Source organism: Enterococcus raffinosus (assembly GCF_001886185.1).
Lineage (GTDB): Bacteria > Bacillota > Bacilli > Lactobacillales > Enterococcaceae > Enterococcus_A > Enterococcus_A raffinosus.
Genome location: NZ_JXLA01000018.1, coordinates 69357 through 82023, shown reverse-complemented (window position 1 = coordinate 82023; position 12667 = coordinate 69357). Strand labels below are relative to the sequence as shown.

Annotated in this window: 13 protein-coding genes and 1 riboswitch; of the genes, 1 reads left to right on the top strand and 12 read right to left on the bottom strand. The window is 37.8% G+C overall.

What is annotated here, in order from left to right; all coding sequences use genetic code 11:
* Positions 1-57 precede the first annotated feature (57 nt).
* From RV13_RS11430 to RV13_RS11380, 11 genes are all read right to left on the bottom strand, one after another.
* Complete coding sequence (locus tag RV13_RS11430) at positions 58-603, bottom strand: YpiB family protein (protein WP_010744627.1); 546 nt, start codon at positions 601-603, stop codon at positions 58-60.
* Between the two features lie 13 nt (positions 604-616).
* On the bottom strand, positions 617-1864 hold the full coding sequence (locus RV13_RS11425; RefSeq protein ID WP_010744626.1) for a tetratricopeptide repeat protein: 1248 nt from the start codon (positions 1862-1864) through the stop codon (positions 617-619).
* Positions 1865-2917 (bottom strand): hypothetical protein, encoded by a 1053-nt coding sequence (locus RV13_RS11420; RefSeq protein ID WP_010744625.1) that lies wholly within the window; start codon positions 2915-2917, stop codon positions 1865-1867.
* Between the two features lie 161 nt (positions 2918-3078).
* On the bottom strand, positions 3079-3804 hold the full coding sequence (locus tag RV13_RS11415; RefSeq protein WP_010744624.1) for a hypothetical protein: 726 nt from the start codon (positions 3802-3804) through the stop codon (positions 3079-3081).
* Between the two features lie 265 nt (positions 3805-4069).
* Positions 4070-4345, bottom strand: a complete 276-nt coding sequence (locus RV13_RS11410) for an HU family DNA-binding protein (RefSeq protein ID WP_010744623.1) — start codon at positions 4343-4345, stop codon at positions 4070-4072.
* Positions 4346-4573: 228 nt separating this feature from the next.
* Entirely contained in the window at positions 4574-5884 is a 1311-nt protein-coding gene (gene der / locus RV13_RS11405; RefSeq protein ID WP_010744622.1) for a ribosome biogenesis GTPase Der, read from the bottom strand.
* 437 nt (positions 5885-6321) lie between these two features.
* Positions 6322-7542, bottom strand: coding sequence for a 30S ribosomal protein S1 (gene rpsA, locus RV13_RS11400; RefSeq protein ID WP_010744621.1), 1221 nt, complete (start codon positions 7540-7542; stop codon positions 6322-6324).
* A 146-nt stretch (positions 7543-7688) separates the two neighbouring features.
* Positions 7689-8360: a (d)CMP kinase gene (gene cmk / locus RV13_RS11395; RefSeq protein WP_010744620.1), complete on the bottom strand. Its 672-nt coding sequence runs from the start codon at positions 8358-8360 to the stop codon at positions 7689-7691.
* 60 nt (positions 8361-8420) lie between these two features.
* The gene (locus RV13_RS11390) at positions 8421-9068 is read right to left on the bottom strand and encodes a LysM peptidoglycan-binding domain-containing protein (RefSeq protein WP_010744619.1); all 648 of its coding nucleotides are present in this window, start codon (positions 9066-9068) and stop codon (positions 8421-8423) included.
* 68 nt (positions 9069-9136) lie between these two features.
* A complete protein-coding gene (locus RV13_RS11385; RefSeq protein ID WP_010744618.1) occupies positions 9137-10531 on the bottom strand; it encodes a RecQ family ATP-dependent DNA helicase in 1395 nt (464 codons plus the stop codon).
* Positions 10531-11517 (bottom strand): helix-turn-helix domain-containing protein, encoded by a 987-nt coding sequence (locus tag RV13_RS11380; protein ID WP_010744617.1) that lies wholly within the window; start codon positions 11515-11517, stop codon positions 10531-10533. Before RV13_RS11380 ends, RV13_RS11385 begins: the two co-directional genes overlap by 1 nt.
* A gap of 28 nt (positions 11518-11545) precedes the next feature.
* On the opposite strand from RV13_RS11380, the gene RV13_RS11375 reads away from it, so the two are divergent.
* A complete protein-coding gene (locus RV13_RS11375; protein WP_010744616.1) occupies positions 11546-11758 on the top strand; it encodes a ferredoxin in 213 nt (70 codons plus the stop codon).
* Positions 11759-11816: 58 nt separating this feature from the next.
* On the opposite strand, the gene RV13_RS11370 is transcribed toward RV13_RS11375, so the two are convergent.
* Complete coding sequence (locus RV13_RS11370) at positions 11817-12410, bottom strand: ECF transporter S component (protein ID WP_010744615.1); 594 nt, start codon at positions 12408-12410, stop codon at positions 11817-11819.
* Between the two features lie 120 nt (positions 12411-12530).
* Positions 12531-12649: riboswitch (FMN riboswitch) on the bottom strand.
* Between the last annotated feature and the right edge of the window lie 18 nt (positions 12650-12667).

The window sequence follows — 12667 nt, the reverse complement described above, 5'->3', positions numbered from 1 at the left end:
CAAGAGTTAGATTTTGGTCTAACTTTTGGAGGTCGGCTCATTGTCTGCGGTATCTTTTTATTCGTGTATGGTTAATTTGAGCCTGTTTAGTTCATCTGATAAGATGAGAAAAGCTTCCTTGTCGCCATCTTCTAAGGCCATATCAATTTGCTTTTTCAATAAGTCTACTTGTGCTTCCTGTTCTTGAAATTTCAAATAGTTTTCCACTTCCGTTACGATCTCTTCACTAACATTATCATTCCAAGAAAGTGCGGGATTGTCCTCAAGAACGGATAAATATTGTGCATTTTGCCATGAATTTGGAAAAATGCATTCTAGATATAAAGGTTGTTGCCAATGCAGACGAATTTCATGAAAAATCTGATCACTATTCGAAAACTGATGTCCCTCAATTGAAAACACCATCGGTTCCTCACGTTGGGTAATGTCTCGAAAAACTAACCCACGTTTAGTTTCTAGCGCCTGCTCGACAATGTGAACATTTCGTAGAATTGCTTCATGATTAATTAAGTAATTCAAAATCCAAATCACTTCTCGACGTTGAAAACTTACATTATTGATCAACCACACGAGAAATTCACGCTTTTCACCTACATCGATCATTTTTCTCACCTCTCTACTCTTCTAATAATGATTGTACTTCTAAATCACCAGGTTCTTGTTGCAAGTAGCTCATTAAAACAACTCGTGCCTGTTCCAATTGACCATCCTCACGTAAAAAGATTCCGTAAGCCTTCAAAAAGTCCGGCTCATGAGACAGATCTTCATACGCTTGCTTATAATAGGTGCGAGCCGCATCGAAATCTTCTAGTTCGTTATAGGCCTGCGCTAAATTCCATGCAGCGTAAGGATTATCCTCCTCATCCATCTGGGAAATCATCTCGATCGCTTTATCAGGCTGGTCTTCATTTAGATAAAGGTTACTTAATGTCAACAAAGTTTCATCCGTTTTATCGCCTGTTTCAATTGCCTGAATTAACAACTCTTCAGCTTTTTTACTATCACGCAATCGATAAGCGATTTCAGAGGCTAAATGCAGTAGTTCCACTTGATAAGGATTTTCTTTGATTCCTTCCTCTGCAGAAAGCAACGCTTCTTCCAGTAATTCTTCTTCTTTCAAACTGTCAGCAAGATAGTAATAGCCACTTTGGTATTGAGGATCAAGTGTAATTAACTCCTGTAAGTAATTAATGGCTTTTTGGTGATCATGCAACTGATAGTAAGTAAATCCTAGTTGGAACAACCGATCAGAAGTATGTTCTTTTTCCAATGCCCGTTCTAAAAATGGGATCGCCTCTTCAAATCCGCCCATCATGCTATAGGCTGAACCGATTCTTTCATCAATTGAAACATTCGCGATCTCATCAATGCCCTGTTTTTGAAGCTGTCCATAGTCATTGATGGCCTCTCCTAATTGATTCGCAGAAAAATGTAACTCTGCAAGAGCAAATGTAATCAAAGGTTCTTCTGGTGCAATCGTTTTGGCTTGTAAAAGCTTGGCTTCGCTAACCTCAGGAATACCTAGAACCTGATACAAGTCGGCTGTCACTAACAGACTTTCTAGATAATTTTCACTGTCAGGTTCAATTTTTTCTAAGTACGAGAAGGCTCCATCAATATCATCATTTTCAATCGCAATTTCTGCTAAAGAAAGGTAAAAAACATCTTCTTGAGGAAAATCAGTCACTAATTTTTCTAATACTTTTTTTGCTTCTTCTAAAAAACCTAACGCTTGTAATTCTTCAGCTAAACTAGCTAAAATTTCTGGATCATCTTTTTTTAATGCTTCTTCAAACATTAGATTTGCTTCTGTTAAATCTTCATTTTTTAATGCTGCAAGCATCTTTTCGCTATAACTTGACATCTATTCTCCCCTGATCTCTGTTACGATTTTTTGATATACTTCAAATGTTTGAAGCAACTCTTTTTGGGTCGGGACTTTTTCCATACCGACTTCACCGATTTGAATTAATCCTGCTAAGGGCTTTTCCTGCGCTAAGGCAATGACTTGCTGCCCGTAATCAGCCAAGGAGATTCCTTCTGGCATCATAATAGGAAATCCTAATCGCACCAACCATATCATAAAATTTTTAAAATTGAAATGAAGATTGCTTGTTGTGACATTCCATGCAAACTCAAATAACAAGCCAAACATCGTCTTCATACTATTGGATAATAATGACCCATTCTCTGTTTGAAAAAAAGCTTTCTCAAATATTTTACCAAAATTACGCAGTTCCTCGCTATTGTCCTGATAGTAATAGATCAGCGTCTCGCTGAAAGCAGAAAAAGAGTGCTGAAAAAGGGCTTCCCGCGTAGGAAAATTCTTGTATAAACTTTGTAAAAAGGAATAATCACAGACTATACCACAACGAATCAAGGTCAAAAGGTCTACCATTTTCCCAGTTTTTTGTTGATCAGCCAAAGTATGATCAAACAGAATGCTTTTTGGTACCTCTTCGATTTCCATGACTGTCATCAAATTTTTATCTGAAACTATCTGATCAATAAAGGACAGACTTTGAGCAAAGGATCTAAGTGATACAGGAAAAAAGCAAAGCTCTGCTGAGAGATTGGTAACATGGTGGGTAAAACCCAAAAGCTCAATAACCCCTTCGTTTCCGATCCCAAGAAAGATTGTTTCCTTTTGTCGGCTAAAGCGTTCTAAAAAACGAATCAATTCTTGAAAACTTTCCATTGTATTGCAGTATCGATTGTTAGGCGTGATAAACCAGTCATGAGTACTCGTTTTAGGGATAAATTGTCGTAGTTTTTCAGCGTACAGATCATAGTATCGTTGATTTCCACAAAATAGTATTTGTTTATTTTGTAAATCTTTTTCACGCATCATTGAAGCGACGGTCTCTCCATAAATAATCTGTGTTTCCTTCTTTTTATTTTGATAGGTTATTTCCATCCCGCTCACCCCGTTTTCTTTATTTTATACTACAAAAAAACCTCCCGCAACAAAACTGCGAAAGGCTATGAGACATTTCATCTCTATTTATTACAGGAATAAAAAAGTATCTGGATTATACCTACAAAAAATACAATTCACGTAAGAATAAAAGTACTTAGTTATTGACTTTGTGGTGTGTTTTGCTGATTCTGTGTAGTGCCACCGTCCTGATTTGAAGGAGTCTGTTGCCCGTTGGATTGACTTGGCTGTACACCTTGTTGATTATCTTGAGGCGTTTGTTGCTGATTATTTTGATCCTGTTGCGGTTGTTGCTGATAGCTTTGCCCTTGTTGGGGTTGTTGCTGATAGTTTTGTCCCTGTTGTGGTTGTTGGTAAGGTTGTTGAACCCCTTGATTTGCTTTTTCTTCCACTTCTGACAGCTCTTCAAAGGTTAACAGGCCATCTCCATTTAAATCTGATGGGGAGTAGCCTTCTTTGATCACACGTTCTCCATTGGATAGAATTCTCAATACGGTTACCTGTTCGCCCCAAGGAGTTGTTAGCACCTGACCAACACTGGAAGTATCAATTGTCTTTGATTCATCTGTCGCCACTGTGGAAACAGATGTCGAATCGTTCAAACTTACTTCTCGTTTGGGAATTGCCTCTTCATCCGAAGATCCATAAAAATACAGTCCGACTAAAACAAGAATCAATAATAGCGGAACAGATACTAGCAATATAATAAAGTTGCGACGCTTTCTTTTCTTATCTTCTTGTTCCAGTAATGCATCTGCTTCTAAAAAAGCTTGTCGCCACTTAGGATCATTTTTTCTTTGTGCAAGAAACTCATACGAATGCCAAGAGTCGTTTTTCTCAACATAAAATAGACGCTCCTTTGACATCGCTTCACCCTCTTTCTTCCCTTATTTTTTCTCCCATTATTGAGTAGTATATCATTTTCTAAAAAGCCATTGAGCTACTCCAAAGAAAAAATAAAAATCTTTTCTTCATTTTATCGTATGTAAAGCCTTTCGTAAAACAAAAAATAAGTTACAAACAGAATGAAATAACGACATCAAAAAGAAATAAGTATCAATTAATTTTGTTCTCATTTCAGACAAAAAACCGCTGTGACTGTTAAAGTCACAACGGTTTTAGCAGCAAAAATTATTTAACTGCGTCTTTTAACGCTTTACCTGGTTTGAACGCAGGTACTTTGCTTGCTGGAATTTCGATTTCTTCACCAGTTTGTGGGTTACGTCCTTTACGGGCCGCACGTTCACGTACTTCAAAGTTACCGAAGCCGATCAACTGAACTTTTTCACCTTCAGCTAATGCGTCTTGGATAGTTGAAAATACAGCATCGACAGCAGCTGTAGCGTCTTTCTTAGTTAAGTCAGTAGCTGCTGCAACTTTTTCGATCAATTCTGCTTTGTTTGCCATGAATGAATTCACCTCCTGAGAAATGAGTAGTGATGTCTAAACATCAACTGATAACTGAGTGGTCCAGCCATCAGCAAAGAAATATTGATTTGGTCAATATTCTGTTATAACGATAGCATAAGAACCTTATGTTAGCAAGGTTTTTAACGATTAATGGCACAAAATTCATGGTTGTTTTATCATTCAGAGAAATCTGTTGTCACCAAAATAAAAGTATGATAAAATACCTTATTTTCTTCTCCGAGCAATTATTTTTATCGGTGTTCCTTCAAACTCAAATGCCTTTCGAATTTGATTTTCTAAAAACCGTGCATAAGAAAAATGCATAAGTTCCTCTTCATTTACAAAAACCACAAATGTCGGAGGCTTTACCGCTACTTGAGTCGCATAAAAAATCTTTAATCGCTTGCCTTTATCTGTCGGTGTTGGATTAATTGCAACAGCGTCCATAATGATGTCGTTCAATACAGAAGATGGGATACGCAAGTTCTGATTCATGCTGACCTCTTCTATCATCGTTGGAATTCTATTCAAACGTTGCTTGGTCATTGCTGAGACAAAAACAATTGGTGCATAATCCAGATAAGCAAACTCATCACGAATTTCTTCCTCGAATTTTTTCATGGTATTGGTATCTTTTTTGACCAGATCCCATTTATTGACCACGATAATCACACCTCGACCCGCCTCATGGGCATAACCGGCGATTCGCTTATCTTGTTCACGAATCCCTTCTTCCCCGTTTAAAACGACAAGAACAACATCCGAGCGGTCAATCGCGCGCATCGCACGCATAACAGAATACTTTTCTGTATTTTCATAAACTTTGCCGCGTTTCCGCATTCCAGCTGTATCAATCATTGTAAATTCTTGACCGTTTTCGCCAACAAATTTTGTATCAATTGCATCCCTTGTTGTTCCTTCAATATCTGAAACGATCACTCGGTCTTCGCCTAAAATAGCATTGATTAGTGAAGATTTTCCAACATTCGGCCGACCAATTAAACTAAATTTGATAGATTGATCTTCATCATCTTCATTTTCTGCTGGGAAATGTTTGACTGCTTCATCTAGTACATCTCCTAAACCAAGCCCATGGCTTCCAGAAACAGGATATGGTTCTCCTAATCCCAAAGAATAGAATTCGTAAATGTCGTTACGCATTTCAGGATTATCTACTTTATTCACCATTAAGATGATTGGTTTTTTACTGCGATACAAAATTTTTGCTACTGCTTCATCTGCATCAGTGACGCCTTCTTTTCCACTTGCCACAAGCAAAATCACATCTGCTTCATCAATCGCAATTTGAGCCTGTTGCTTAATTTGTTCCATAAAAGGTTCATCACCAATATCGATTCCACCGGTATCAATGATTGAGAATTCATGATCCAGCCATTCACCTTTTGCATAGATTCGATCACGTGTTACGCCAGGCGTATCCTCCACGATTGAAATGCGTTCCCCAGCGATTCGATTAAATAATGTTGATTTACCGACGTTCGGACGGCCAACGATGGCAATTGTAGGATTTGACATAATTTAATTCCTCGTTCCTAATTACTGTATTAAATTTTTTAAAAAATGAGCCTAATGCTCATAGTATCTACTTTTGTGATAAGTATGTCCTGTTCCAATCCATAGCAGCAACTAAGTCTACTAGGACAAAAACATACTATAAAACTTAGAGCATACTCAAATTGCTAGAATAAATTTCCACAAAATCTATTATCGATTCAACTACATTCTCTTCTACTAATGAACTACTTAGTAGAGCTAGCAACGGCAATTTTTTTCAAATTCTCTTTAGTTTAACCAAGAAAGCTCCTTCTTGCAAGAGAAGGAATCATTTTCACGGATGAATTAATAAGAAAATTAAGTTGTTTCCGTTTGAAGAATTTTCAGTTTTTATACGCATTCAATGATTTCTGCATAAAAAAGAGGCGTGCTTAAACACGCCTCAAAATAGCTAATATTTATTCGTTGTCCTCTGAGTCTTCATTTAAAGCGTCGCCTAAGATGTCTCCCATTGTGAAGCCAGTATTTTCCTCAGGCAACTCATAAGATTCTTCTTCTACAGGTTCTGCTTTAGCCTCTTCAGGCTTTTCTTCCAATGCTTTAATTGAAAGTGCTACACGATGCTCTTCAGGATGTACTTCAAGAACTTTTACTTGTACTTGATCCCCCTCATGTAAGACTTCGTGCGGTGTCGCAATATGCTTGTGAGAAATTTGAGAAATATGAACAAGTCCCTCTACACCAGGGAAAATTTCAACAAAAGCACCGAAGCTGGTTAAGCGTTTCACTGTTCCTTCAAGGATTGAACCAGGTGCTGCTTTTTCTTCGATATCTGTCCAAGGACCAGGCAGATTCGCTTTAATTGATAAAGAGATACGCTCTTTCTCTGGATCTACAGAAAGCACTTGAACTTCAACTTCATCGCCTACATTCAAGACATCCGCAGGTTTTGCCACATGGCTGTGAGAAATTTCTGATACGTGAACCAATCCATCAATACCGCCAAGATCAATAAATGCACCGAAATCTGTAAGACGAGCAACTTGCCCCTTAATGACTTGACCTTCATATAGATCTGCTAAAATTTCCTTTTTCTTCTCTGCTTTTTCAGCTTCCACCACTGCTTTATGAGATAGAATCAAACGATTCTCAGAAGGCTCGATTTCAATAATTTTGAATTTCAATGTTTTTCCAGTATACGCTGAAAAATCATCCACAAAGTGATCGTCAATCATTGATGCTGGTACAAAACCACGTACACCTACATCAACTACTAAACCACCTTTGACGCTGCTAGTTACCGGTGCTTCGATAATTTTTCCATCTTGGAATTCTTTTTCGATATCTTCCCAAACCTTTTTCGCATCTAAGCGTCGTTTAGAAAGAAGATAACTACCATTTTCTTTGTCTTTTCCGATAGAAGAGATAACGACTAAATCAAGAATATCGCCAACCTTGACTTCTTCATTGATATCTTCAACAGGTAATGTTGAAAGTTCTTTAGCAGGAACTACACCTTCTACCCCTGCACCTTCAATACCAACGATAACTTGTTTATCTTCTAAGGCGAGCACCTCACCTTTAACAATATCGCCAACTTGAACTTCATGCACACTTTCCATTGCTGCTTCCATGGAAACATTTTCGTTTTCCATCGAATTTTGTTCTAATTCTGTCATGTCGTTTGTCCTCCTTACCAACAATTCTGCGTAAAATACACTACATGTTCTATTTTAGAATAATCCACATGAAAAATAAAGCGATTTCTTCTTTTTTTCTAAAAATTTGAAAGAATTTCGCTTTATTTATCGATTTTATCCAAAATTTAGAAACCTTTTGAGTAAATGACCTCTTTAATCTTCGTTACTACCTGTTCGATCGACATTCCAGTTGTATCGACCAATTCAGCATCTGCTGCTTGCACTAATGGCGAGACTTCTCTATGAGAATCTAAATAATCGCGTTTTGCGATGGCTTCTTTGATTGCTTCAAAGTCCATTTTTATACCCTTTTCCTGATTCTCCTTGTAGCGACGCTGCGCCCGTTCTTCAACACTTGCCACCAAAAAAATCTTTACCTCCGCTTTAGGTAAGACGGTCGTACCAATATCGCGACCGTCCATTACGACTCCGCCTTTTTGAGCTAGTTGACGTTGAGCCTCTACTAGCTCTTCTCGAACTTTACCATGTGAAGAAACTTCTGATACAGCAGCTGTAACGTCCGTTTGGCGAATTGCTTGGGTAATTTCCTCATTATCTGCAAATACTAATTGTCCGTAAGCAGATTGTTTGAAGGTGATTGGATATTGCTTCGTCAACTCCGCCAAAGCCGCTTCATCCGAAAAAGGTATCTGATGCTTGATTGCTAAATAAGTAATCGCCCGATACATTGCACCTGTGTCAACATATATAAAATTGAAATCATTTGCTAAAATTTTTGCTACTGTACTTTTTCCAGAGGATGCTGGACCGTCAATTGCAATTGAAATATTTTCCATGTTTTGCCTCTTTTCAATAAATAAGCCGTAATCGCTAACGATTACGGCAAGATATTCAAATTATTTAATACGTACCTGCTGACCTGGATCAAAATAAAAGTTGCTTCTATCCATTCCATTCAACCGAAGAAATTCATCAACAGAAAGACCATATCTTCCAGCAATTTGTTGAGGGCCTTCGCCTGATTGGACTGTACCATATTGGGCATTCGGATCATCAGCTACACTTGAAGATGGCGTTGTTTGTTGTGCCGCTTGAGCTGCTGATTGAGAGGCTGCCGCCTCTGCTGCTGCCTGAGATTGAGATGCTGCGGCTTGTGCTGCTTGTTGTTCTGCATCGGCTTGTTGTTGAGATTCTTGTGCAGCCTGTGTATCTGTTGAAGCTGTACTTTCTTCAGTACTGCTTTCTTCGGTGCTAGACTTTTCTGTCGAAGATACTTTAGACACCTGCGTTGTACTCTCAGGAGAGGCCGCTGGCTTGTCATTATCACGAGTAATCCAGAAAAAGGCACCGGCTGGAATCAAAATAAGGGCTAACAATAATGCGACTAGAATCGTTAAGAATTTCGTATTTCCGCCACCTTTATTACCACCACCACTACGACGAGACTGGCTGCGTGAATAAGTTTCTTCTTCACTATCAGATTCGTAAATATGTTGATCCCACGGTTCATTATTCGTATCGTTATAGCGATCTTTTCTACTCAATTTCTCTAACCTCCTAAATGCTATCGCCATGTATTATACCATAGCTCAAAAAAAATATGCGTCAATTTTCAATCTTTCATATCATTTTTAAAAATTTTTTGAAATATTTTTTTCCATGGTAACACTGTCGCAATATTTTCCACTTCACTCTTTTTAGTAGATAAAGTAGCTCCGTCATTATCACAACAAATGGGATTTTTTTCATGGAGCGTTTCGTCAAAATAGGTAACTAAAAACTCACGGCGACAAGTGGATAATGAAATGTACTCCAGCATTTTTTGTAATTGGAGTCGTTTTGTCATTCCACGTTGACTCAATAGAGCCAATAATTCGTCACTCTCTTCAGGAAAAAAGTGTTCCCATTTTTTAATTAATGGGTCTTCAAAAACAAGATCACTCATTGTTTGTTTGATTTCAAAAAGCTTTTTTGATTGATTGGTTTGTTCCTGTAAAAAATGATGAATATGTTCGTCTCCTGCTTCATAAAGGAGTATCGCCTGACTCGCTTGTCCATCTCTACCAGCACGTCCAACCTCCTGTAAATAATTTTCAGGTGAATCTGGTAGATCATAGTGGATAACATATCGAATATTATCCTTGTTAATTCCCATGCCAAATGCATTGGTTGCAATGAGCAATTGCAAATCACCGGCGATAAACTGTTGTTGAAGCATCCGCCTTTCTTGCCCGCTAAGACCACCGTGATAATAGGCGACCGAGTGGTTTGACTTAAGTAATTGGTAAAGCTCTTCTACCTTTTTTCTAGTCGCGCAGTAAACGATTCCCGCACCACGTAAGGATTCAACCAATTCTTGTAACTTTTCTAATTTATCTTCCTGATAGACAAAAAAACTTATATTGGGACGATCTACAGAATAAATGTATTCTTCTGCTGCTTTACGAGTGAAGAGCAAACGCTGAATATCTTGTCGCACAGCTTTCGTAGCAGTTGCAGTTAACGCTAAAACCAGGGAAGCTTCTACGAATTTTATTCCATCAGCAAGCTTTAAATATTCTGGTCGAAAATCAATTCCCCATTGTGAAATACAATGGGCTTCATCAACAACTACTAAGGAAAGTTTTATTTCCTGCAACTTTTTTTGAACGTTAGGAGTCAAAAACATCTCTGGACTCATAAAAATAAACTTATAGTTATGTGCTTCGCTCAAAACCCATTGCTTTTCCCATCCAGACAGTAAACTGTTCAGCGCGACTGCTCTTTTTTCTCCTATACGTTGGAGTTGCGTTACTTGATCCTCCATTAGAGAGATCAAAGGAGAAATCACAATTACTGTACCTTCTAACAAATACCCTGGTAATTGGTAACACAAAGATTTTCCTGTTCCTGTAGGCAGCATGCCCAATACAGACTTTCCAGCTAAAAGAGTCTGAATAATTTCCTTTTGTCCGGGACGAAATTGCTCGTAATTAAACTTTGCCTTTAAAACTTCTGTTAACTCCATTATTTCTCCCTCATACGATAAATTTGTGATAAACGGAACGTTAAATATGAACTATCGTATTCTTGAAACCGTGCATTGACGATTTGATTCTTATCTAGCTCATTGAAATTGATGAGCTCAAAACTTTTAAAAGGAAAATTTTCATCTATTAATGCCCATTCAATAAAATGATCATTGACAGTCCCTTGCTTTAAATGACGTAATTTTAGTATTTCATCTATTGATTTTCCCGCCAAAAAAAATTGCTTTGTAATTAGCATGCTTTGATTCAGATTTTGTTGATCCAAATTAGAGAGTAACCTAAATATTTCCCCACTATTATCCTGCATGACTTGCGCCAGAAAAAGATCAATTGCATTTTGCTGGTAGAGACTGCTCCATGGTTCTTCCAGCCATTTTTCTGGCAGTAACTGATACGCTGTTTTCCCTTGAAACTCTACGCCAGAAAATTGATTCGCCAAAAAATCTGCTTCATTTACTGGTAATTTTTGAAAAATCAGCTCCAATTCCTGTTTAAATTTTACAATCACATCTACTTTAGAATGAGCCAACCATTTTTTTATTTGCTGTAAATAGTATGGACGGTTTTCAATTGGGAGATAATTTTTTTCATTAAAAGATAAATGACTGATTACTTGTACTGAGAAAAGAATCATGTGCCACATATTCTCCCTCATACGACCATAGCGCAGGTTATTCAGCCCATAAAAGGGATAGGATTCTTTTCCTAATACTCTCTGCCCCTCAACGGTTAGTTCTCCGAAACCATCATTTACTAAAATCAACTGCTTTTCAATCAGCCGCTGCAGTTCTTTTCGGAATACTTCTTCTTTTAGATTCGGCAATGCTCCTAAATAAGGCAAATTTTCGTGAAAAAAACCATGGAGTAATACAGAACTGGTTCTTTTACCCACTAATAAATGATATAAGGTAGAGGTTCTTAACTTGTAGCCTGCCTTAAATAACGTTAAAATAAAAAAAGTCATAATATAATCTCCTGTGGAAGGTGAAGTAATGAAATGTGAAATCATTCCTGAGCGCTGCATCGCCTGTGGGTTATGCCAAACAATCGCGCCAGAAATCTTTGATTATACTGATGATGGTCTTGTCCTTTTTATCGGAGAGCCAGAAGCAACTCACGAATTTATACCTGAAGATCAGCAAGCAGCTGTCATTCAATCTGCTAAACGCTGTCCTTCCCATGCCATCCTTTATCAAAAATCATAATAACATAGATAGACAAAAAAAATCTCAGACATTTCATCTGAGATTTTTTTGTATCTTTCTATACGGAATGGTGTTGTGAGGTTAATGTTTTCTTCGATAACCATGGCAACAATTTTGCATGGAGTACTAAGAAAACAGCGCTCACGATAATTCCTTTAAGCACGTTGAAGGGAACGATTCCTACTAAAATATATCGGCCTAACCCCATACCCAGCATTTGTCCTGCTGAAAGTCCAAATGCTTTTAAATAAAGTGGAGTAATAACAAAATAGTTGGCAACACTCATAAAAAGAGTCATCGCTAAAATTCCTAGGCCAAGCCCTAATACTCGTTTTGACGTTGTTTTTTTCCTGAACATTAAGAAAATTGGCAAAGTATACAGCGTTGAGGCAAAGAAGCTAGCAAAGTCTCCGATCATATTATCAACAGAAAAACCAGTCATGGTCAAATGTAATAATGATCGAATAAACGCAGTTACAATCCCAGTTAATGGTCCAAAGATAAACATATTAATCAAAACTGGAATATCACTAAAATCCAGTTTTAGAAATGGAAACATTGGAACAATTGGAAATGCGATGAACTGCAAAATCAACCCCATTGCCGCTGCTACTGCTACTGCTGTCATTTTTTGTAACCTTAAGTTCTTCATCTGAAATCCTCCGTTTCGGAATCATCTTCAACGAACCATTTGAGTGTTCTTTACCACAAAAAAAACTCTATGCTTCAGAAAAAGCATAGAGTTACTTGAATTTAGACTCACCCAAATAAGCTCTATCTTCTTTATCCAGACTGTACTGTCGGTATCGGAATCACACCGATTCGGCTGCTTTCGCAGTTCGCGGACTATTACCGCCGGTCGGGATTTTCACCCTGCCCCTGAAGACGAACCTTAAATTATTTTTTATT